17 protein-coding genes, 4 tRNA genes and 1 pseudogene are annotated in these 22,129 nt (G+C 63.4%); 6 read left to right on the plus strand and 16 right to left on the minus strand.

Annotated elements, in window-relative coordinates; translation table 11 throughout:
• Window positions 1-110 precede the first annotated feature (110 nt).
• On the minus strand, window positions 111-869 hold the full coding sequence (locus tag MYCSM_RS12790; RefSeq protein ID WP_015306580.1) for an AIM24 family protein: 759 nt from the start codon (window positions 867-869) through the stop codon (window positions 111-113).
• Window positions 870-1,606: 737 nt separating this feature from the next.
• Here MYCSM_RS12790 and MYCSM_RS12795 point away from each other — a divergent pair.
• The gene (locus tag MYCSM_RS12795; RefSeq protein ID WP_015306581.1) at window positions 1,607-2,797 is read left to right on the plus strand and encodes a tyrosine-type recombinase/integrase; all 1,191 of its coding nucleotides are present in this window, start codon (window positions 1,607-1,609) and stop codon (window positions 2,795-2,797) included.
• Between the two features lie 671 nt (window positions 2,798-3,468).
• Complete coding sequence (locus MYCSM_RS12800) at window positions 3,469-3,711, plus strand: hypothetical protein (protein WP_041311974.1); 243 nt, start codon at window positions 3,469-3,471, stop codon at window positions 3,709-3,711.
• 465 nt (window positions 3,712-4,176) lie between these two features.
• Here the strand turns inward: MYCSM_RS12800 and MYCSM_RS37160 are convergent, their stop codons facing one another.
• The 12 genes from MYCSM_RS37160 to MYCSM_RS12865 all read right to left on the minus strand — a co-directional run bounded on the left by MYCSM_RS37160 (window position 4,177) and on the right by MYCSM_RS12865 (window position 12,219).
• Complete coding sequence (locus tag MYCSM_RS37160) at window positions 4,177-4,446, minus strand: hypothetical protein (protein WP_157681324.1); 270 nt, start codon at window positions 4,444-4,446, stop codon at window positions 4,177-4,179.
• A gap of 574 nt (window positions 4,447-5,020) precedes the next feature.
• Entirely contained in the window at window positions 5,021-6,193 is a 1,173-nt protein-coding gene (locus MYCSM_RS12815; RefSeq protein WP_232425761.1) for a phage major capsid protein, read from the minus strand.
• 455 nt (window positions 6,194-6,648) lie between these two features.
• Window positions 6,649-7,104: a DUF2834 domain-containing protein gene (locus tag MYCSM_RS12820; RefSeq protein ID WP_015306587.1), complete on the minus strand. Its 456-nt coding sequence runs from the start codon at window positions 7,102-7,104 to the stop codon at window positions 6,649-6,651.
• 402 nt (window positions 7,105-7,506) lie between these two features.
• Complete coding sequence (locus MYCSM_RS12825) at window positions 7,507-8,931, minus strand: DUF4041 domain-containing protein (RefSeq protein ID WP_041311980.1); 1,425 nt, start codon at window positions 8,929-8,931, stop codon at window positions 7,507-7,509.
• A gap of 102 nt (window positions 8,932-9,033) precedes the next feature.
• A complete protein-coding gene (locus MYCSM_RS12830; RefSeq protein WP_015306589.1) occupies window positions 9,034-9,483 on the minus strand; it encodes a hypothetical protein in 450 nt (149 codons plus the stop codon).
• A gap of 11 nt (window positions 9,484-9,494) precedes the next feature.
• Window positions 9,495-9,788 (minus strand): hypothetical protein, encoded by a 294-nt coding sequence (locus MYCSM_RS12835; protein ID WP_041311983.1) that lies wholly within the window; start codon window positions 9,786-9,788, stop codon window positions 9,495-9,497.
• Window positions 9,789-10,465: 677 nt separating this feature from the next.
• On the minus strand, window positions 10,466-10,867 hold the full coding sequence (locus MYCSM_RS12840; protein ID WP_015306592.1) for a hypothetical protein: 402 nt from the start codon (window positions 10,865-10,867) through the stop codon (window positions 10,466-10,468).
• A 126-nt stretch (window positions 10,868-10,993) separates the two neighbouring features.
• On the minus strand, window positions 10,994-11,302 hold the full coding sequence (locus tag MYCSM_RS12845) for a hypothetical protein (protein ID WP_015306593.1): 309 nt from the start codon (window positions 11,300-11,302) through the stop codon (window positions 10,994-10,996).
• A 49-nt stretch (window positions 11,303-11,351) separates the two neighbouring features.
• On the minus strand, window positions 11,352-11,552 hold the full coding sequence (locus MYCSM_RS12850) for a helix-turn-helix domain-containing protein (RefSeq protein WP_015306594.1): 201 nt from the start codon (window positions 11,550-11,552) through the stop codon (window positions 11,352-11,354).
• Between the two features lie 409 nt (window positions 11,553-11,961).
• Window positions 11,962-12,036: transfer RNA gene (locus tag MYCSM_RS12855), tRNA-Val, on the minus strand.
• A gap of 10 nt (window positions 12,037-12,046) precedes the next feature.
• Window positions 12,047-12,120 (minus strand) — tRNA-Cys (locus MYCSM_RS12860).
• Between the two features lie 26 nt (window positions 12,121-12,146).
• A tRNA-Gly gene (locus tag MYCSM_RS12865) sits at window positions 12,147-12,219 on the minus strand.
• Window positions 12,220-12,531: 312 nt separating this feature from the next.
• Here MYCSM_RS12865 and MYCSM_RS12870 point away from each other — a divergent pair.
• Window positions 12,532-12,606 (plus strand) — tRNA-Val (locus MYCSM_RS12870).
• Window positions 12,607-12,701: 95 nt separating this feature from the next.
• Here the strand turns inward: MYCSM_RS12870 and MYCSM_RS38155 are convergent.
• Complete coding sequence (locus MYCSM_RS38155; protein WP_015306595.1) at window positions 12,702-13,064, minus strand: hypothetical protein; 363 nt, start codon at window positions 13,062-13,064, stop codon at window positions 12,702-12,704.
• Window positions 13,065-13,154: 90 nt separating this feature from the next.
• On the minus strand, window positions 13,155-15,761 hold the full coding sequence (locus tag MYCSM_RS12880; RefSeq protein ID WP_015306596.1) for a helix-turn-helix transcriptional regulator: 2,607 nt from the start codon (window positions 15,759-15,761) through the stop codon (window positions 13,155-13,157).
• 327 nt (window positions 15,762-16,088) lie between these two features.
• Between MYCSM_RS12880 and MYCSM_RS12885 the strand changes: the two genes are divergently transcribed.
• From MYCSM_RS12885 to MYCSM_RS12895, 3 genes are all read left to right on the plus strand, one after another.
• Window positions 16,089-17,294, plus strand: a complete 1,206-nt coding sequence (locus MYCSM_RS12885) for a S1 family peptidase (RefSeq protein ID WP_157681325.1) — start codon at window positions 16,089-16,091, stop codon at window positions 17,292-17,294.
• 221 nt (window positions 17,295-17,515) lie between these two features.
• On the plus strand, window positions 17,516-18,664 hold the full coding sequence (locus MYCSM_RS12890) for a catalase family protein (protein ID WP_015306598.1): 1,149 nt from the start codon (window positions 17,516-17,518) through the stop codon (window positions 18,662-18,664).
• The gene (locus tag MYCSM_RS12895; protein ID WP_015306599.1) at window positions 18,654-20,612 is read left to right on the plus strand and encodes a GMC family oxidoreductase; all 1,959 of its coding nucleotides are present in this window, start codon (window positions 18,654-18,656) and stop codon (window positions 20,610-20,612) included. The genes MYCSM_RS12890 and MYCSM_RS12895 overlap by 11 nt, the downstream gene beginning before the upstream one ends.
• Window positions 20,613-21,554: 942 nt before the next feature.
• Here the strand turns inward: MYCSM_RS12895 and MYCSM_RS37770 are convergent.
• Window positions 21,555-21,773 (minus strand): annotated as a pseudogene (locus tag MYCSM_RS37770) (IS1380 family transposase); the annotation flags it as partial.
• Between the last annotated feature and the right edge of the window lie 356 nt (window positions 21,774-22,129).

The following is a 22,129-nucleotide window of genomic DNA, read 5'->3' on the forward strand; positions in this document are numbered from 1 at the left end:
ACCGGCCACCATCGGTGCGCGGTGTCGCACAACGCTTTTGATCCATGCGTTGGAGCGGCGTCCAGGCTGACAAGTCGAACTTGCCCGCTTAGCAGCTCGCGCGTTCTCGGCTAGCGACCGAGAATGTTGCCGATCATCCCGCCGACGCTGGCCGCACTGGCGCCGGCCTGCTGACCGCCGCCTTTCCCGCCCATGAATGACCCGGGCAGTTCCTCGGAGGGCTGAACGACGACGAAACCGTTGCCCTGAAACGACATCGTGAACGCCTCGCCAGTGGTGCGACCGATGAGTGTGCCCAAGCCAAGTTGGTCGGCGCGGTGGAATCCCGTCTGCAGCGACGTGGACCAGCAGATCGCGGCCTGCGGATCCGCGTATGTCGGCTGGTCGACGTTGAGCACTACCGGGGCACCCTTCGAAGTGATTGCGATGCGACCCTGGCCGGCAAAGACACAGTTGAACAGGCCCGCATTCGACAACATTCCAGCGCCCTGCACGCGGCGGATGTCGTAGGTGAGCGTCGGGTCGAACGCGAGCACGTTCTTGCCGTTGATGGTGAGAGAGTCGTGGGGACCGTCGAGGTCGATGAGGTGCACGTCGGCCGCAAGGTCGGCGAGGAACACGTCACCGACACCGGTGCATCTCATGATCGGCACGCCCTCGCCAGTGAGTTGCTGCTTGAGGAACTTGCCGACGCCGCCCGAGCCCAGCGGCTGAAACTGCACGTTGCCCTGGTAGGCGACCATCGAGCCCTGGCGCACCAGCATGTCACCGTTGAGCGCAATCTTGAGCATCTTGCCGTTCTGCAGCTTCATCCCTGGCTGTTGAGTCTGAGCCTCGGCGTTGTCGGGCGAAAAGAGGTTGCTACGCATAAACAATCCCTCCGGAGTGCAAGAGACTTGGTTGCTGTCACTCTAGTGGCGCCACTAACTTCGTCAGTGATGAACGGGGAAGGTGTCGGCTAAGGTCAGCGTTCGCGCGCGCTCGTTCTTCCAGCCGTTCTCGAAGCGCGATGGTTGTTGCTGATGCAAGCGCAGCTAAATAGCCTTGCTAGAAAGATTCATATCGCTATTGACACGTGGGACAATTTATGTGGCCCGACCCCTTTCCGGTCCGACGCTCACCCCCGGGGCGCCGAGGGGAGCCCCGCCAGACACGTATCCCCCCACGGCGCCTGGCGGGGCGGGTACGGCGGGCGGCGGGCCAGGCTCGCTGCTGAACTCTCAGGGTCACCCCGTCGATCGCCTAACGCCGAATTAAGACGTGACCAACCTCAAAGCGACGCTGATGAATACGTTCCTCGCGCCAGGGGCGGCTAAACCAGAGTTCAGAACCTAGCGCCGCAATCGACTGGCCCATATCTGGCCCCTGTGGTCCGAAACCGATCTCAGAAAGTGTCTGGGAACTGCAAACAAAGTGGTGCGCGATACTGGGATTGAACTTGCCACTAGCAAATATGCGTGTTGAGGTCGTGAGCTGAGCATTTGGTGCCATATACTGGGGTTATGGGAGAAAACAACTCAGGTCCACAGAGGTACTTAAATGGACACAGCAACCCTCAAATATCCATGTATGTGGTGCATATGTGGTGCGAAAGTCGTGCAAAGTAATGGCGTCACGGAAAAAGGAACCAAGGTCCGAGCGGCGCGCATTCGGGCGGCTTCGTCAATTCCGTTCGGGTCGATGGAAGGCGAGCTATACGGGGCCTGACGGCAACCTCTACGAGGCTGAGCACACGTTCGCGGCCAGGGTCGACGCAGAGGCGTGGCTTACTGATCGCCGCCGCGAGATCGACCGTGAACTGTGGTCACCCCCCGCCAGCACTGAGCAGAAGAAGGAGGCGGGCCAGCGGAAAAAGGCGGCGGCCCAAACCTTCGGCGACTACGCCAAGAAGTGGCTAGAGGCGCGAACCGTGAAGGGCCGGCCGCTTAGGCCGCGCACCTGCGAGCACTACGAGAAGCTGCTGGGTCGGCACATCCTGCCGACCTTCCGGGGCAAGCCGATCCGCGACATCACGATGGCGTCGGTTGACCGCTGGTACGCCAAGACGGCTAAGGATGCGCCGACCGTCCGGGCACACGCCTACTCGCTGCTGCGAACGATCTTGGAGACGGCGCGCACCCGTGATCGGCTCATCGACGTCAACCCGTGCATGATTCGGGGAGCCGGGAGCGTCACGCGCGTGATCACTCCGAAGCCTGCGACCCTCCAGCAGTTGGGCACCGTTGCCGCTGAAATGCCAGAGGGGCTGCGGCTGATGGTTCTGCTGGCGGCCTGGTGCGCAATGAGGTTCGGAGAACTGGCAGAGCTGCGCCGGGGAGATGTCAACGTCAAAGACGGCGTGGTGTCCATCACGCGGGGTGTTTCGCGGGTGTCCGGTGGACACAGCGTCGGCGGACCGAAGTCGGACGCGGGTGTGCGCGATGTGGCGATCCCGCCGCATATCCTCCCCGCCGTTAAGGCGCATCTGGAGCATGTCGAGCCTGGTAAGGATGCGCTGCTATTCCCGGCGAAATCTGGCAGGCACTTGCAGCCGTCCACGTTCTACCGGCATTACTACAGGGCGCGCACGGCGGCGGGTCGCGACGATCTGCGATTTCACGACTTGCGGCACACAGGCGCGACGCTCGCAGCCCAGACCGGGGCGACACTGGCCGAACTGATGAACCGGCTGGGGCATACGACCCCGCAGGCCGCAATGAAGTATCAACACGCCACCGATGGACGCGATAAGGCCCTCGCGGCGGCGCTCTCGAAGCTGGCACAGCCCGACGTGACGCCCCTGGCTGCGGTGTCGTAAAAGGGGCGAGAGGTCGGGTTACATGAACGCTAAGCGCCCGCTGGGGGGCGCTTGGTTGTGGGCGGTACGCGCTCCGCTCAGCTAGTGGCGTGGGTCACAAATCGCCTAAGAAATGGGCTTAGGCTTTTTTAAAGATTCTTAGCTACGTGGGTTGCGGACTTCTACCCGCTGACCGGGTAATGACTGGTTGTGACCTCGATTGGCGCGAGTTATCCACAAGCTGGGTTAGCTAGCTCACAATGTTTGCCAAAACCTACTTACAGCGGTGTAGTTCATTGGGTTTCTTGTTGGGCCAGCGAACTCTAGACTCCCTCAAGAGCACCAAAAGCCCTGGGAAATCCCACAGGGTGGGGATCGCTCCAGGGCTGATGGGTAGTTCGGCAACTAGACCACAGACTGTAGCGCATCTCCTAGCGGGTGCTCGTTATATGGGCTAAGTGCCCTGTCAGGAGGTGCCCTCGTGGCACGCAGAGTTAGTAGGAGCGCCGCAACCGGGCGTTTTGTGAAGGGTTCTACCGCGCGTAGCAACCCGAAGACGACCACCACCGAGTCAGTAGGTCGTGGCACGTCGAACAAGACAGCGGTCAATCGCTCGGCGGCATCTGGCCGGTTCGTCAAAGAATCGACAGCCAAGCGTCACCCCAATACGACAATCACGCAGCGGGTGTGACATGGCATCAGGATTCAAGATGAACCCCAATTTCGGCGAAGAGATTGGACGCCAGGTGAACAGTCACTTTCAGAAGATGTTCGACACAGTATTTCGGCGTCACGCCGGAAAGTCTGTGCCGGACGTAAAGGACGCACTCAAGCGCGAGTTCAAGCGCGGCGGTGCGGACATCACCGATCCTGAGCTGACCAAGATCGCAACCGCGATCAGCGAAGGTACACGGATCAGGGTTCGCGCGGCGTAGCAGGAAAGTAGGGAGACGGCCATCGGGGCAACCATCTCGGTGGCCGTCTTCTGCATTCGGGCACGCGAGGCGGGGGGAGGAGAGGACGCCGCGATCCCGGCCCGGGACCGCTTAAGGTGGCGCGCTCACCCCAAGGCGCACACCTAAGCGGTCGACGCCCGCGCGAGCACACGACGGCCCCAGGAGTGGGAGGCCGGTCGGCGGCAGCGGGCGAAGCTTTGGAGATTCCTGCAATTGCAGGAATATGAAATTACGCCAGTTGGCGTAATTTGAAGTGCTTGAACGAGTGCGGGGAAATCGTTCCCACACCCGCCCAGCAAGGTGGCCGGTCGCCCCGTCCGTTCGGCAACCGACCACCCAACGGTCACGCGCTCCCGGCGGCGGTAGAAAGGTAAAAACACCCCCCGCCGGAAGCGGCGTAACCCACCGGACACGCACGAGCCAACGTGCATGTCCGGCACGCACTCAGCGGCTAAGGCCCTTAAGCCGAAGCCTTAGCGCGACAGCCTTATTCGCTCCCTCGGACGAACCGTCCTCGGCGTCCTCGGACAGGTCATCGTCCAGGCCCACAATGCCGTCAACACAGTCAGCGCCGAGATGCACCGAAGCGTCATGGATGGCCTGCAACATCGCGCCGTCGCCACCGAAGGACTTACCCGACAGGATGGCATCAAGCCCGTCCTGAAACGCCTTAGCGCTGAGAACGCGGGCGTCCGGGTTACTCGGGACATTCACGAATGCGCCCCCTATAAGGACATGAGCGGGGCCGTTAGCGCCCTTAGTGCGGATGAACTCGACACTGACAGACCGGAGATGGCCTTCGGCTACGAGCGACCTTAGATGTTGTGCGGCTGGCGTTGATGCAAACGTGCCCGACACCCGAAGGTTACGGTCGGCGTCCATCCACGGTCGGCCAGAACCAACGATGTCGGACACGTCAGAACTATGGTTCGCATTGATCGGCACGCTCGCCGGGAAGGGCTGCTGCCACTGATCGGGTAGCAGAATCTCGCCGTCTCGGTCGAGTGCAGCGCTGCTTAGCAGCAGATCAAATGTGCCGTTCGGGCTGTCGTCCGCGAGCGCTTTGATGCTTGCCGTTGCCGACTTTGACTCGGTCACTTCGCGACCGCCCATCCGCACGCAATCCATTGTTCTGCAACATGTTCCGGCACCTCGGCAGTCTCGCCAGAACCGAACACTATGCCGTGATGTACGGCCTGATACGGCGGGTTCACAACGACGAAGACAAGCGGCGGGGTGCCGGGATCACCGGCAACCCCCTCCGCTTGCTTAGCCTCTGCGGCTGCCATTAGGAACTCGCCAGTGTGGCCTTGACCACGCCGCCTGGCAGGTACACCGAAGTGCCGTAACGGCCTTCTAGGCGGGCACGGTTAAGGTTCCGGCTGAAGTCGTCGGCGTTCGACATCTCCGACCAGGTCAGCTGCACGCCCAGATGGTCAGTGTCGACAGCGACAGCGTTCCTAGCCAGCACGTGACCCACACCAGCAGCCTGGGAGATGGTCGTTGCAATCGGGACGCCGTACAAGCGGCGCTGAGCCGGGTTGTAAGGCAGCGACAGGTGCTCCACGGCGTTGGTTGTGGAAAGCAGAAGCTCAATCGCCTCAAAGTCGCTTGGGTGCAAGACAATCGCGCTAGCCGTGTAGCCCGCAACCTCAAGCGCTGTAAGGCTCTTGCGGAGAGTGACCGGAATGCTAGTGGCGAATGCCTGCGTAACGATCCCGCTCGTGGCGTTGATGTCGGCGAGAACCTTAGCCTCAACCGCGCGCTGCAAGCCGTAATTCAGCTCGCCGGATATGAACTGCTCAAGGGTGGCGTTATCCGCCATCCAATAGTGGTCGATGCCTTCCGATAGGTGGGCGATGACGCTTAGCGACTGCTCCACGCGAGTGACCGAATAAACCGACGTCGGTTTGACCGCTCCACTAGCGACAACCGCCGCGTTGTTGGTCCGGGTGGACTGCTGCAAAAAGGCGTAGAGGGGGCTGCCGTGACCGACGGTCGGCAGAACGTCCAAAAGGCCGGTCGCTGGCTGTCCAAGTGCAATCGGATCGGGTAGGAACTCCTGCCCAACCACGGCGGCACCAGAAGCTGCAAGGCTCTTGCGCTCCACCAGGCCCTTAGCCATCTTGGCGTTAAAGGCCAGGCGGAGGTTGTCGGCGGGCGCGTCGGCCCGGTGCTCATCGTCGGCCACGCTGGCGGCGAACATGCCAGCCCCGGCTAGCGGGTGTGCGGCAAATGCCTTGGCGCGGACCTCGGCGGCGTCCAGCTCGGCGCGGCTAGCGGCCAGCTTCTCTACCCGGGCCTCAAGACCCGGAAGGGTGCCGAAGCTCTTAGTCGCGATGGCCTGACCGATCTGCTGGTCGAGTTCGGCGGCTTCCTCGTTGATCTGGCGGCGTACCGCTTCGATCTGCGATTCATTCATATTCAGCTGTTGCTTTCTTTGCATGTGAGTGAGCGCCACGGCCCGGAATGGGCGCGGCGGTGATTCACCTGCGGGACGACGGCGGCGGGAAACCCGGTGACGGCAAATCAGTCTTGCGAGACTAATTTGCGATTGCGGGTCGGCGGCGTTGGTCGTGCGGCTGGTCGTGCCGGTCTGACGGGTCCGGGTGGGGAGCGGAGAGGCGGCACAGGTGGAGCGGCGAAATCCCTGCAATTGCAGGGGTTTGCGGTTGTGCATGGGATCGCTAAGCGGTCGAGCTAACCGGAGGTTCAGCGGGTAAGGGATCGTCTCGTAGACGGACCCTTAGGCGGCTTAGTAAGCGGCTTAGGTTGACGGGTTAGAAGTCCCGGAAATTACTGTAATTGCAGTAATTCGCCCCCGATTTTCGGGGGAAGTCTCGTCAGGCGTCGGCGAGAATCGCGGAATGGGCCATGATGAACGATTTAACAAAGCAGGCGATTTGCTTCCCCGCCTTACCCGAAGTCGATCCAGCCCGACAAGCCCGCCAACGCGCAGGCCAACATCGCGAGCAGGATGGTGTCAACCGTCCGGAGTTGTGGCGTCTCCGAGCCGCCCATGCGCAATTCGCGGGCGATCAAGAACAGCGGGAAGGCCGCGCCTACCGCGACGAAGAAGCCTGCGGCGATGTACGCCCAAACGAACTTCACGTTGTACTTTCGCGCCTCGATGACCATGAAAATCGCGACGGAGACGCTGAGCATCAAGGCGTCGACAGTGACGACCCGCGAACCCGGTGTGACCTTAGTGTCGCGAAATAAGGTGCCGACAAAGTCTGTGAAGCTGTGTAGATAAGGGCCCATGTGGCTCCAGGTGCCAATGATCGCGGCGACGGCGATCACCCCGTAGACGATGCAGAGCACTTTGCGTGACGTGGGCAGAGACGATGCTGTGAGTTCGCTCGTACTCATGGCTGTGACAGTATCAGCGATAGGCCCCGAGTTAGCGGCTTAGAGCCGGGTGGCATAACTACCCTCGGTAATCATTGTGGTGGCTCCTGTGCTTACTGAATAGGGAGGAATGAGAGTGTCTAGGCAAAGCGATGTTCACCACCGTGCCCCAATTGACACTCTCAAATAGGTCTGATTGGGTAAATGCGTGTCGCGCAGGGAAGGGAACAGGTCATTTAGGCCAGTTTCATTATTTTTCGAAAACGTGTCCCGACTTTTAAGCGCCTGACGAGCGGTCATCCGCGTCGCGGCGCTCATTGTTGAACCCACCCCCGGCCCGGTGTCAGCCCGGCTCAGAAGGGGTTTGGGGCAACTTAGCCGCAGGTCAAGCCGCTAGGCTTTCCTGAGGTCTGATTGCGGACTTTAAAGTGTGGTGTCGGGCGTTCCGAGGCTGAGCCGATACTCCTCAGCCTCGGGAGTCACGGTGTATTCGACAAGTTCACCGACTGTGGACTTCAGCAGCGGCAGTACCTCATCGGGCGATGCATAGAAAAACTCGCGACGGGCGTTGATCCTGTTCACCCGTTTGGCCTCCAGCGCCTCGTGCAACTTGTGCTCCACCGTTACTGCGTCGTCAGCGAAGAAAAGTGCGTGGACGTCGTACCGGAACGGCACTGAGGCATCGCCCAACTCCCGCACGCGGTCCATGGGTTCAAGTCGTCTGGTAAGACCGATCTTGACCATGTGCCTGCCGAACGAGCCGATATTGGAGATGACGTAGACGTATCCGGCGCGCTTGTTGGCGGCGCGATAATCTACGTCTTCGATGGCGCGCTGCACGTCGGCCAGCTTCTCTTGCATCCGCTGCGCCCCTTCCTCGTCACCCTTAACCTGCAACTTCTCGAGGACGTTGGAGTAGTGCGCGTGTTCCTTCTCTAGCCGTTCGCGCTCCCGTTCTAGTTCCTGCTGCGCTAGCCGGTCTTCACGCTCGCGGGCAATGCGCTCCTTCTCTGCCTCCTTCTCGCGCTTCAGTTGCATCTGATAGTCGGCTGCAAGTTGGAGTTCGAGAAGCCGGAATTCGTGGTAGGCCGGAGTTATTCGCAGGTCGATCATCGTGCCCTGCTTTTCGATCTGTTGAACCGCCTTGGCGAGACGCGCCTGGGCGGCGGGAAGGTTTCCCGCTTTAACCGTCTTGACGCAGTTCTCGACCTCAGCGTTGTACGCACGCAGCATGATTCGCGACATCTGGTCGACAAACCTGCGGCCCTGCGCGGCAGAGTTATTGAAGGTGAAGTTGTGGTTCGCCATGATCGCCGACTTGGGATTGGCGAACTGCTTAATGCGTCCACGAACGGCATCGAGCTGTTCGCGCAGCGCGACCGACGATTCAGCGGGGTGGTGATAGTCGTACAGGCCAACATCTTGAAGCTGGACAAGACCTTGAGTTTCGACGAGGTCTGAACGTGCCTGCTCTATTTCACTCTCGAGACTGGCTTTCTCCGCACGGAGCCGCTGAACCTCAGCTTCCTGGCGTTTAACCTCCGCTTCAACGTCCACGAGTTCCATCGCGTGCACGCGAGCCAACGCCGCCCGAAGCTCCTCGTTCTCCCGCTGCAGCTCCTGGTTTTGCTCCTGCAATTCCTCGGCGAGCTTCCGTGCACCGAATAGCGGAACTTTGCTGTCTGAATCCGGCTGTGCATGCCTGCCCGACGCGGTGGGATTGGGCGGCGATGACGGGGGCGGGGCAGCGCGAACTGGCGAAGTATGGGCGGTCCACTGACTGCCGTCCCAATAGCGCAACATCCCAGCAACTTGTGAGTCTGGATACCAGCCTTGCGGAGTCGTCACGAAGCTATCGTCTTACCCTCTGCCGGCTAAGCGGACAGAAACCGCCGATACTCACAGAAGGTGCGGGTGCAGACGATCCAATCGGGCCGCGCGGTGATCTCGTTAGGGTGAACCGTCGACCCAACACGTTCCCTTGCTGGTGGTCATTACGACGTGTGCAACGTCGGCGGGGTCGATGTCCGGGAACAGGAAGTCCTTCTCAGCGACGGTGTCCCAGTTGCCCGTTGCTTCCCTCCCGACATACGCCTCTTGGGTGTGGTGGTGACCGTCTTTGGTCTGCACCACAACGACATAATGGTCCGGCAGCACGATAAATGAACTGTTGACACCCAACCCGCCGGTCTTGTCGAGCACTACACGAGTTGAGTCCACTCCACCGGAACCGCCGTAATGGGTCGACCAGCCAACCCCGAACTGGCATGGCGGATTCCCCTGCGTGTCCGGCGGCGGGGTGGTGTAAGCGGGCAGTCCGGACGCCACAGGAATCGTTGAGCAGCCCACCGTCAGAAGTGCCATCGCCGCCAGCGGAATCACTGCCGTTCGCCGCTCCATGGTGCCGGAGACTATCCCACCGCGCTCAGTCCCTTAGTCGTTATCGGGAAGGCCATGAGTCTCGCTTTAGCAGGTGAGACGGCATGCGGCAGCCAGGTCGGCAAGTGTGCGGCGCTGGCATAAGCCCGCAATGATTCGCCGAATGCCTCTGCCTGCTGGCGGGCCATCGGCACGTCTAGGACTAGGCCGGTGGCGTCGATTAGGCGCATTACGACAAATTCGTCGCGGTTATCGTCCTCCATCAAAGCGAGGTCGATTGCCTGGACGTCTAGCTGCATTGGAGTGTTAGTCGTTTCGTCATTCATGTGGTTACTTTCTTCGAGTCGAGTAGGTGGGTCATTGCGCTTATCGCAGTAATTGGTGAAGCGACGAAACGACCTAACCGACGGTGCTTGTTGGGTCGCGCGGTTTCGGGGTCCATTTGATGCTTGTGGGGAGTTCGCTGAACAAGGTGGGTGCTCAGTACGCCACCTCCGGGGCGATGGTGGGGTGTTCAGCACCCACCTGGTGGGTGTTTAGTACCCACCGAGGACGCCGTGAGCAGCGATTTCAATGGCGCTCTCTTGAGTCTTCTCAGGACTTTGGTTGGCCGATTATGAGGCCAGCCGAAGCCTGCTCTTCCGCTTGGAAGCAATCTTGCGCTCATGGACGGCGCATGGTTTTGCGGGATTGCCCTGGGGTCCTTCGATGGCATGGGCCGGGACAATAAGGCACTCGGAGCAGGAACCGTCCGCTAACCATCCGTGGGAGACGGCCAGCTTGATCGCGTCGCGAACCGTGTACTTGTCGAGCCGCTTAAAAGGCTGGCCGGATGTCGGAGGCGTACCGAGAATCCATGACAGTTGGCCCCGCCGAAATGTCGCATGCCCGTTGGCTTCATGCCGCCCGTATGCCAGGCAAGCAAGCCTCAGCCACACCGGCAGCGTGGTGTCCGCCACGCGGTTTTCCCACTCCCGCTGGTAGTGCTTTGCCCACTGAGGACTCATGCCCTCCCCTTCGCTTGTTGTGTCCGGAGGTCCTCGCGCCACCACAAGCGGTCCCCGTCTCCGCGAAGCGGCACACCTTCGCGCTTCCGCCTCATCAGTGCCGCGAAGCGGTCGGCATACGGGTCCTCAATGACGACGATATTGCCGGGCTTGCAGTTCTCCGGGTCGCCATCCCTGAACAGGATCATTCCGTACTTACTCGCCAGGTGCGCTCGTGCAACTAGATCGGCCACGAAATAGGTGCGCCCCGCAAAACTGACAGTTGGGTTGCCGCAGACATTGCCGGGCGTCAGCCGCCGATTAGGCGGGTCAACCAACTTCACCGAGCCGTTATCGCCGACGTGGAAATCCGCCTCAACGAAGCATGTCCGCTTAATGATGGTGCTTGGTCTTGCCATTACTTCCCCTTTTAGTGTACCAATTCGGCCGCTTATAAGGACCATTTACTAAAGGCGCTATTCAGCGAGTAACTGATGCTTGTGGAATGGGGGCAACTAGTTGCCCCCATTCCGGCATTTCCGCCCTTAGTGATGCACCAGGTCCGGTGGAGGCAGTGTTGCGACGATGCACTGGACCTGCGCAGCCAGGTAGCGAGACTCGATCTGACCGAGCGCTAGGTTCGCGACGCCTTCAAGGATTCCCGTGCTTAAGCCGGGACGATGTTCCGCAGCCCATTCAATGAGCGCCCACAGTTGCCGCCTTAGGTAGTACACCTCGGGTTCGAGGTCGTGCAGTCGTGCCAGGGTTGCGGCGGCAAGGTCGGCCACCTGGTGCTCGTCGTACTCGGTCCAGTAGCTCTCGATGTGTTGGATGTCGTGCTCGGTGATGGTCATGCGATTTCTCCTGTGGTTGTGGTGTGAACGACGGTTTTCGCCTGTGTCATCACGCGGCACCGGCCATCGGACGCGCCAGCGCCAACAGCGAGTCACGGTCCACACGGATCAGGCGTGGACCAACTCGGTAGGACAACAGCGTGCCGTCTGCGATGCGGCGACGGATGGTCTTATCGCATGTTCCGAATGCCTCGGCTGCCTGCTGAATGGTGAGCATCGCGGGCAGAAGGGATTGCTTTTCTCTAGCCATAGTTGTGCCTCTCTAGGCATGAAAAAGCGGCCCCAAGACACGCTGGGGCCGCTCGTTAGATGTTTATTAGCGAATGCGGGTCATAGTGGCCACCGAAAGGCCGACGGGGAGTCCCGTATTACCCGCTGGTCAAGCTTGTATGTTCCTGGGTCCAGGTGACCTCTGCCATCGCGCAGCCTGTACCGTTTCGCAGGACATGCTGGCCGAGATCCCGTCGCCCGGGATTGTGTTGTTGTCCGCAACCCTAGTGGGGGATCCGACAACGCCGGGTGGTTCCTCGACTCCTGGCGTGTCGCGGGGATGGCGCAGGCGTCCACTCGGGGCCAGGTCGTGCCTGGCCGATGTGGTGCGTATGTGGTGCAAGCCACCGTTAGCTGATCTAGCTACCATGCCTGAGCTGCAACAACACTGGTGCGCGATACTGGGATTGAACCAGTGACCTCTTCCGTGTCAGGGAAGCGCTCTCCCGCTGAGCTAATCGCGCGGATCCAACGTGGAGGTGGAGACGGGAATCGAACCCGTGTGCACGGCTTTGCAGGCCGTTGCCTCACCACTCGGCCACTCCACCGCTGGGGTTGATGCGACTGCACCTCGAGCGGATGACGGGATTCGAACCCGCGACCCTCACCTTGGCAAGGTGATGCGCTACCAACTGCGCTACATCCGCGCGCCACGAACAACTGGTCGCCCGTCGCGAAGGACGACGATAGTCCACCAAAGTGTAGCCGCACAAATCCGTTTGATCGCCGGGCTCAGCGCGGCCAGAGCAGCCGGTACGCGTCGCGAGAGATCGAGAAGCCATGGCCGGTGCGGACATCGCGACGTGCGATCCGCGACCGGGGCCGGCCGCAAGAACACGGGGCCCATCGCGCGAACATAACCCGCAGCGTGTGACTCCGGTCTGGTCTCGGGCATTCGGGTCACAAGGCGCTCACGTGCTAGTCTTCGACGTCGTTCGACCAATTCGGTCGGGCTCCCCGGTCTCGTAGCTCAGGGGGAGAGCGTCCGCCTCACACGCGGAAGGTCACTGGTTCGATCCCAGTCGGGACCACCATCAAAAGCGCAGATCAGCGGCAGTTTTCACCGCAGCCGTCAGCTAGCTCACCAAAACCATCCGGCCAAAATCCGGCCAAACTCCGGCCGAAGTCGCTACCCCGCCACCGTCACCTCCACCGACAGGTACTCAGACACCGAGTGCACCGTCGGCCAGTCGCGCGCCCGCACGGCTCGGGCCAGATCACCGGCAAGTGGGCTGGCCGCGCCGAGCTCGGCCAGCCACGTCGACACGGTGGCCTGCAGCTCGTCTGCCGACACCCGCACCGTGCGGGCGGGGCGCAGGCGATCGGTCAACTGGTAGACGGGGTCGCCGGACTCCATGCAGCAGCCGTTGCGGTGCGCGCCGAGACCGGTCAAACTCGGTGCGCCACCAAAGCCTCTCCCGCACAGGCGCATCCGGACGCGCAGGGCTGCGGCGTCGCCGCCGGGGCGTTTGAATGTGCGGATGACCGCCATGCCGGAAACGTTCGCGCAGAGCCCCGCCAATAGCGCGGGTAGCCGGTACTCGATTGCGCGCTCGCTGCGCGGCGGAGATGAAGTAGGGCGCTAGCTCACCGAATGGTGCAGTACCACCTTGGCCAGCGCGTCGCGGTCGGCGACGTCAAGCTTGGTGGACGCCCGGTACAGATGGCCTTCCACCGTGCGCACCGACAGTGTCAGCCGCTCGGCGATCTCCCGGTTGGTCAATCCCTCGGCCACCAGCGCGACGATCTCGCGTTCCCGGGACGTCACCGGCAAGGGGTGCGCGGCCGACCGGATCGCCGGCGTCGAAGCCCCGCCGCACTGTTCGGCCAGTCGAAGCGCGCGCGCCGACGACTCGGTGCTGCTACGCCGCTGCCCGGCGTGGTCGTGCAGCAATGCGGCCTGGGCGGCCGCGTCAGCCGCGGACAGCAGCAAGCCGGCTTGTTCGAACGCGGCGCAAGCCGCGTCGAGGGCGTCGCCGTCACGGGCCGCCAGCGCCGCAGCGTGATCGGCATAAAGCCCGGCCAGCGGCCCGTGCGCACACTCGGCCACCGACGCCAACCGCGCCGCCACCGTGCCGTCACCGAACCGAGCCGCGTGATGCAGCGCCTCGGCCTCGACGGCGCTCTGGCCTGCGTCGCGCGCGCAGTCCGCGGCGGCCAGCGCGAGCTCGGCTGCCGAACGCTGGGCACCCTTGGCGGCGGCCAGCCACGACTTCGCGATCACCAGCTGCGGATAGTGCAGCGACACCGAGCGTCCATGGTGCTCTTTGGCGTCTTCCAACACCCGCTGCGTCTGCTCGATGCTCCCCAACGCCGCGTACGCCCTGGCCAGCAGCAATCGCGCGGGTAGGCGCCACGGCAGCGGCGCCTCGGCGTCCAAAGCGGCCAGCGCCTGCTCGATCGAGGACACCGCATCGGGGAACCGGCCCCGGTAGGTGGCGACCAGACCGGCCATGATCTTTGCGATCGCCCAGCCCAAAAACTGTCCCGCCGAGGAGAACTCGGCGTACTCGGCGACACGTTGGTCGGCCAGGTCCAATTTGCCCATATAAGTCAGCGCCAGCACGTCGCAGTACCGCACCATGACGCGGACCATGCCGTCGCTGGCCTTCTGTTCGGCACGGCTGCGGGCCGCGATCGGCTCGAAGTCGTCGCCGCGGCCGACGACCGGCAGGGTCAGACCTGCGGTGAACGCGGCGAATTCGAACGCCTGCCGGGGTGAGGTGGGATCGCAGAGCACCCGCTCGGCGACCGGCAGCCCGTCTGCGATCCGGTTTTCGTGCACGGCCAACGCGGCGCCGGACGCATCGACGATCAGCCGCAGCCGGGGATGGCTCACCCGCTGCCGCAGCAGAGCCATCACCTCGTGCGCCCGGTCCACCTCGTTCATCGACCAGAACAGGTTCGACAGGTGCGGAACTCCCCACTGCACGAGTTGCAATTCGTCCAGCTCTGCTGGATCGAAGCCGGTGAGGATCTCGTCGGCCTGGGCCGGGCGACCCTGCCAGAGAAGGGCGCGCGACAGCAGCGCGGCTTCACGTAACCCGCCGGCTTGCTGAAAGGCCTTGCGCGCCAGTCTTTCTCCGAGCGGCAGATCGGAGAGCAGGATCGCGTCCTTGGCAGCCGTCACCAGAAGGTCGGTGTCGACGGCCTGATCGCTGGCGATGTAGAGCTGAGCAAGCCGGATACGGCTTGCCGCCGAGCTGAGGTCGCGCTCGCGCAGCACCTGCACCAGTCGGCCACGCAAGCGGCGCCCGAGTGCGGTTCCGACGCGACGCCGGATCACATCGCCATACAGGGGATGGCTGAACCGGACGTTGAGGATGTCGTCCTCTTCGTGCACGACGCGGATCAGTCCCTCGACCTCAGCGGCATCGACGGCCTCCACACCGGCCAGCTCGCAGAGAGCATCCATGTCCAGCGGCTCGCACAGCGCCAGCAGCTTCAGCACCCCGACGATGTCGCCGGCCATCCGGTCAACACGGCTCTCCAGCAGCGCGGCCAGCCCGGACGGCACGACCATGCGTCCGCGCCATTGCCAAACCCCGTTGACGTCGGTCAAGGCGCCCGCCTCCAACGCCCCTTCGATCAGGTGCCGCAGGAAAAGTGGGTTGCCGCCCGAGGCCTCCCACAACACATCGGCGCTCAGGCCCTCCAGCGTCCCGCCCAGAACCGACTGGACGAGCGCGACGCTTTGCTCTTTAGTGAACGGCGCAAGCTCCACGCGCTGCAGATAGCCGTCCTTCCACAGCGACGTGACGGCGTCGGGCACCGACTCGCCGCTGCGGACCGTGGCGGCGATCCGCGCCGCGCCGTCGACGGCGATCTGCTGAACCAGCGTCGCCGACAGGTGGTCGAGCAGATGCGCGTCGTCGATACCGATCACTGTGTCCTCGCCGGACAGGATCGATCCCCGCGCTGCGGCGATCAACGCCGCGGGGTCACGGGACGCCGAAACGCCGACCCGCGCCGCGAACACTCCGAGCGGAATGCGCTGCGACGATTCGGTACACACCGCCCACTGCACATTCGACCGCAGCGACGCAGTCACGTTGCGCGCCAACGTCGTTTTGCCCACGCCGGCCGCACCGACGACGACCACGCCCGCGCTGTGGTCTGACACGAGCGCCGAGCGGATCGAGTCGTGTTCGTAGCGGCGCTCCAATAGCTGCCAACCGCGGGCCGCCATGCACTAAAAGTCTAAGTAGCCCCACTGCGCACCGCCGACAAATCGACGGACGAGCAACTTTTCTCAGCAATGTGCCAGGAAATCGTGACATGGCCACTCAGCCGCACAAACCGTCGCAGCGGTTCACCTCCAGCGCACCGCACCGCTACCTGTGATATTGCTGAAAATGCCCGCGACCGCAAGCGATCTGACGCTCGTACTTCACTTCCCGCCGGAGCTGGAGCGCGAAAGCAGGTAATCACTACTCCAGATTCCCCGCATGGCCGCGCCCTACGTTTCTGGCGTGTCCACCTCGGACGCGCATCACCACATGAAGGGGAACATGAAATGTCTGTACTACCAAGGCCACCCGCCGTCCGGCGCGGAATGCTCGCCGTGGTCGGCCTGGCGCTGCCGGTGCTCGGTCTGGTCGGCGGGATGCCGGGCGCGGCCGCCCAGAACCAGACGCAGATCGACCAGCAGGTCAAGCAGTCACTGGTATACATCCAGACCGAATACGACGGCTATGTGCTTGTGCCGGCAACGGATTCGACCAACGGCCAGGCCTACTGGTCGGATCCGATCAAGGTCTACACGTCGTGCTCGGGGGTCATCGTCGACCCGACCGGTTTCATCGCCACCGCCGGGCACTGCGTGGACGCCGCCAATCCCGGCATCAAGCAGTCGATCCTGATGCAGCTGTTCCTCAAAGCGGGCTTCGATCAAGCCACCGCGGAGCGCAGGACACAGGACGCCGTCAGCGCGGAGTGGCTGGTCGAGGGCAAGCAGCCCAGCACGCCGATCGACCGTTTCGTCTCGGTCATTCAGCCCGAGGGGCAGGGCCGGGTCATCGATCACTTCGTGACCGCTCAGGTGGTCGACTTCCAGAAGACCGCCGACGGCGACAACGCGTTGATCAAAGTCGCCAACGAGCCAGCGCTGCCGGCGATGCCGATCGCGGAGAAGGCTCCCGACCCCGGCACCGCACTGACCTCCGCCGGCTTCCCCGGCGACGTCGGTGACGCCATGGACCTGTCGCGGCTACAGGAGCCCAGCTTCAAGGACGGCTCGGCCTCCAGCCAGCAGGTCACCCCGAGCGGGGCGGCCAGCACCGAGATCAGCGCGGCGATCTCCCCGGGGATGAGCGGCGGTCCCACCGTCGACGACGCCACCGGTGAGGTGGTGGGTCTCAACGACTTCACTCTCAATGGGGAGAACCAGCCGTTCAACTTCATCACCGATGCCGCCGCCCTGCGGGCGTTCCTGCAGAAGAACAGCGTGCACCTGGTGGTTCCGGCCGTCCCGGCGAAACCGTTCCCGTGGACGTGGGTGGCCGTCGGCGGCGCGGGCGCAGTGGTCCTGCTGGCGCTGTCGGGGGCGCTGTTGGTGCGGCGGCGGCGGACCGCACGCCGACTCACCGCGCCGGTCATCGACGGCAGCCAACTGCTCACACCGGCCGCGCCAACTCCCGCTGGATCCGAACCGGCGGTGGCGCAGCAGCCGTCAGCCGCACAGCCGATCCCGTCGACCAACGGGACAGCCCAGCTCGCCTAGCCGCGGTCGCGGCGCGGGCGACACCGGGGACCGGGTGGCGGCTCGACCGTCCACCCGGTCCTCTCGCACGACCTTGAGATCAGCTGTGGATCCGGGACCAATTTGCGCATTCGGCCCACCGGCCGGGGGCCCAGGGACTGCACTTGATTCACGACAGTTGAGCGGTGCACGGGCGTCGTCACCAACGCCCGTGACGCCGTAACGGGGAGGGATCAACTGCGATGACTCTTAGCGATGCCGCGAGTAGCACGCCGATACTGTTCGACCTCGATCTGCTGCAGCCAGGACGCGACGAGGCTCATGTGATCGACAAACTGATCGCCAAGCTGCGCACGAACAACGAGTGGACTTTCAAGAAGTTCGGGCACGGACTGCGCGACGCGCATTCCAAAAGCCACGCCGTTCTGCGCGGAACCCTGATCGTCGACGAGCACCTGGATCCGCCACTGGCCCAGGGCCTATTCGCCGAACCGGGAAAGTCCTACGACGTCATCGCGCGCATCTCAAGCACCTTCCCCACCATCCGAAGCGATCAGATCCGCGGCATCCGGGCCATCGCGCTGAAGGTCCTGGGCGTGGACGACCCACGGGCGCGCCCCGACAACGCGAGCAACCAGGACTTCGTGTTGGTCAACCACGACACCTTCCCCTACGCCGGCGCCAAAAGCTATCTGCGCCAAGGCATGGCGGCAGCCTGGATGCTGACCCGGGTTCCCGACTGTCTGCTCAAACCGTCCACCGAGGCCCTCGCCGCGCTGGACGCCGTGTTTCACCTGCCGCTGCCCGCGGCGGCACGACTGCTGATCCTGCCCAACTATCACATCCTGGGTTTCACGTTCTCCACCGCTTCGGCGCTGCGCTACGGCGACTACGTGGCCAAGATCAGCCTCGTGCCGTCCTCGCCGTCGGTGCTGAAATTGATGAGAGCACTGATCACGCGCCGCGGCGGCTCCGACGCCCACCGGCTGCTGATCAAAGAATTCTTCGCCGCGAACTCAGCCGAATATGAGATGCACGTGCAGCTGTGCACCGATCCGCGCGTGATCGAAGACGCCAGAATGCCATGGACCGGACCGTCGCAGCCGGTAGCCAAACTCGTCTTCGACCAACAGATGTCGGACTGCTTCTGCGCCCGGGTCTACGCCGACGACGTGCTGTCGTTCAACTCGTGGACCGCGATGCAAGCTCACACCCCGCTCGGGTCGATCAACCGCCTCAAGGCCAAGGTGTACGACGCGTCTAGCGAATTCCGCCACGGGAAGAACAACGCACCGCGCGTCGAACCCACCAGCATCACCGAATTGCCGTCGTGCACACCCAACGCGCGGCCCTGCGCCAGTGGACGCCAGGAGTCCTGCGATGACAGCTAGCGGGCATCACGACAGCTTCGACTACATCGTGGTGGGATCGGGCGCGGGCGGCGGTCCGCTGGCCGCCCGGCTGGCCGAAGCTGGCATGCGGGTGCTGCTGCTCGAAGCGGGCGCCGAGGGGCTGGCCGATCACGACAGTGACGACTACGCCGTACCCGCCTTTCACGGTCGGGCCACCGAGGACCCGGCCACCAGCTGGCAATACTTCGTGCGCCACTACGCCAACCGCAAGCAGCAGGAGCGCGACTCCAAGTTCGTCGCCGCACGCGACGGGGTGTTCTACCCGCGCGCCGCGGCCCTCGGCGGCTGCACCGCCCACAACGCGATGATCACCATCTACCCGCACGCCGAGGACTGGAACGAGATCTACGAACTCACCGGCGACGAGTCGTGGCGCGCCGAGAACATGCGCACCTATTTCGAGCGGCTCGAGGACTGCGGGTATCGCTGGCGGCCGTGGCGGCTGCCGGCCAACCGGCTGCTCGCCGCGCTCGCCACCCATCTGCCGCTGCTGAACCATCGGTTCAGAAACGACGCCCGGCACGGTTTCGGCGGCTGGTTGCACACCGCGCTGGCCGACCCGCTGATGGCGTTGGAAGACAAGAAGATCTGCGCCCTGCTCGGCGACGCGGCGCAAGCCAACGTGGCCGAGTTCTGGCAGCGGCGAGGCGATCTGTTCGCCGGTCCGCGCAGCTGGCTCGACCCCAACGACTGGCGGCTGCGTGATAGCCCCGACGGCGTGTGGGAGATCCCGATGGCGGTGCAGCGCGGCCGGCGCAACGGCAGCCGCGAACGGATTCGTGACGTGGCCCGGCGGTTGCCGCACCGTCTGGTGGTGCGCACCGGCTGCCTGGTCACCCGCGTGCTGCTGGATGAGGAGCCGGCCGCCACCGGAGTCGAGTACATCCACGCCCCGCACGCCTACTGGTGTGATCCCTGCCCGGCGCGCGGTCCCATGCCGCCGGTGCAAACAGCGTGCGCGACCCAAGAAGTCATCCTGGCCGCGGGGGCGTTCAATTCTCCGCAGCTGCTGAAGCTTTCGGGCATCGGCGCGGCCGCCGAACTCGGACCCCTCGGCATTGAGCCGCGCGTCGAGCTTCCAGGAGTGGGGCGTAACCTGCGGGACCGCTACGAAGTCGCCGTCGTCAGCCGGATGACGCGCGACTTCTCATTGCTCAGCCGCCGCAACAGGTTTCGCCCGCCGTTTCCCGGCGAGCGGCCCGATCCGGCGTATCGCCGGTGGCGCTGGTGCGGTAAGGGTGTCTACGCCACCAACGGCACGGTGGTCGGCGTCGTCAGGCGATCAGATTACGGCCGCGCCGCCCCCGATCTGTTCGTGTTCGGCCTGCCGGCCCGGTTTGAGGGTTACTATCCGGGATACTCGTGCGAGCTCGAACACCACCGCGACTACTTCACCTGGGCAATCCTCAAGGCGCACACCGAGAACCGGGCTGGGGAGGTGCGGCTGCGTTCCGCTGACCCCCGCGATCCCCCGGTGATCGACTTTCACTATTTCGAGGAAGGCAGCGATACCAAGGGCGAGGATCTGGACGCGGTGGTCAAAGGCGTGCGCATCGCCCGCGACATCATGTCCCGCGCCGGCACCGCCGTCGCAGAGGAGGTCTCACCCGGCCCGGAGGTGCAGACAGACGACCAGCTGAAGGAATGGATCCGCGACAACGCCTGGGGTCATCATGCGTCGTGCACATGCCCCATCGGAAAGCGCGCTGACGGCGCGGTGACCGATGGCAGCTTCCGGGTGCACGGCGTCGGGCGACTGCGCGTCGTGGACGCCTCGGTTTTTCCCCGCATCCCCGGGTTCTTCATCGTCACCTCCATCTACATGCTCGCCGAGAAGGCAAGCGAGACAATACTGGCCGACGCTGCGAAACACCTGACGGGTAACCCGACGCGACTCATCCATGCCCGCCACTGTCGGCCGCGATAGTGTTCGCCTCGATGCGGCTGAAATCAGTCCAGCCGATCTCGGGCATCTCGCGTAGACCGACCGCGAGTTGCCCGAAAATCACTGAAATAGTTACTGCCCCAGCAACTTCTGCTAACGTTGCACATACTTCGCCTCGGTGATGGCGTCCATATCAGGCAGCGCCATCAGCTCGGTCAGCCGATCGGCTGGGCTGCGGCCTGCTCACAGGTGCTCGTCGCGCATCGCGCGCGTCGGCCCACAGTCTGCGGATCAACTCGGCGATGAACCGCATCGGTTGCTCGCGTGAATGAGGTGACCTCATCCGCTCGAGCGAGATGTGTAGCGCAAATGCCAACGGATTGCGCCTCCGCGTAGTCCCGGGTACTCAGCCCTCTGCCAGTACGGCTATCACGGCGCCGATGAACATGTTGGCTTGCACGATGAACCCGAAATGCATGTGACACACTGCTTGATTTCATGCCAATGGCGAACCAGAGGCCTGGTGGGTCGGCAGCCGCCGCTCCAACGCACATCGACAAGAGAACAGACAACCGGCGGTCAACACCGCTATCAGTGGCGCGTCCGGCCCGTCAGCTCAAGGTGATAGCCGCCGCTGTAGACAGCGCCTCTCTGTGTCAAGCGTTGCGGTCGCCGGTTGTAGGGTGACGGTTGGCTGGCCCGGTGAGTGACTTGTCCGAAGTGCTGGTGATGGGGTGTGAGCCGGCCGCGCTGGACGCTAGAGTCGGCCCCCACATGTCCCGCCGGGCCTGCCTCTATTGACCTTGTCGCGTCGCGCATGAGTTGTCGGTAGACGACGTCGCAGAGGCGTCGTTTGAGGCAGCGCAAGGCTTCTCGGTGGCTCTTGCCGGCTGCTCGCTTTCGTCGGTAGTAGGCCCGTCCTGGAGTGTCTCGGCCGATCTGGGTGATGGCCATGGTGTGCAGACAGCAGTTGAGCTGGCGGTCGCCGGCGCACATCCCGGCGATCACAGTCGTCAGCTTCGGCGATGGATTGGCTGACCCCGACTTGATCCTCGGTTCGGCGATATGGACCTTCTCGGCCAACAGATCAGCCAGCCCGGTCTGGGTGGCCAGCTCCATCACCGGGACCAGCCCGGCGCACGACACGAGACGCTCATCATCGAACACCGCCGACGTGGGCATGAAGTTGTGCGACACTTGCACCGGAAGTGCCTTTCCGAACTCGGGCGATTAATGCGTAAGGAACATCAATCACCCGAGTTCAGAGGGCACTTTCCTCATATCAACACCCCGAACCCCACACATTTCATCGGTGGATCGAGGTTAAGGCCGGGGGGAACTGCGGCGGCGGGGATACCAACGGGAGTGAGCGGTCGCTCGGTCAATAGTCGATGGCTCTTAGATTGTGAAACGCGTAGTTGTGGCGACGAAGACCGCTCATGCGATGCGAAGAAGCCGGGCGAGTGTGGATCCCATAAACCGATCCCGCGGAAGGAAGCGGATGCGCCGAGCATCGACTACGCCTACGAAACATGGCCCGGCCCCATCCGGCCAAACGT

It is taken from the genome of Mycobacterium sp. JS623, assembly GCF_000328565.1.
GTDB lineage: Bacteria > Actinomycetota > Actinomycetes > Mycobacteriales > Mycobacteriaceae > Mycobacterium.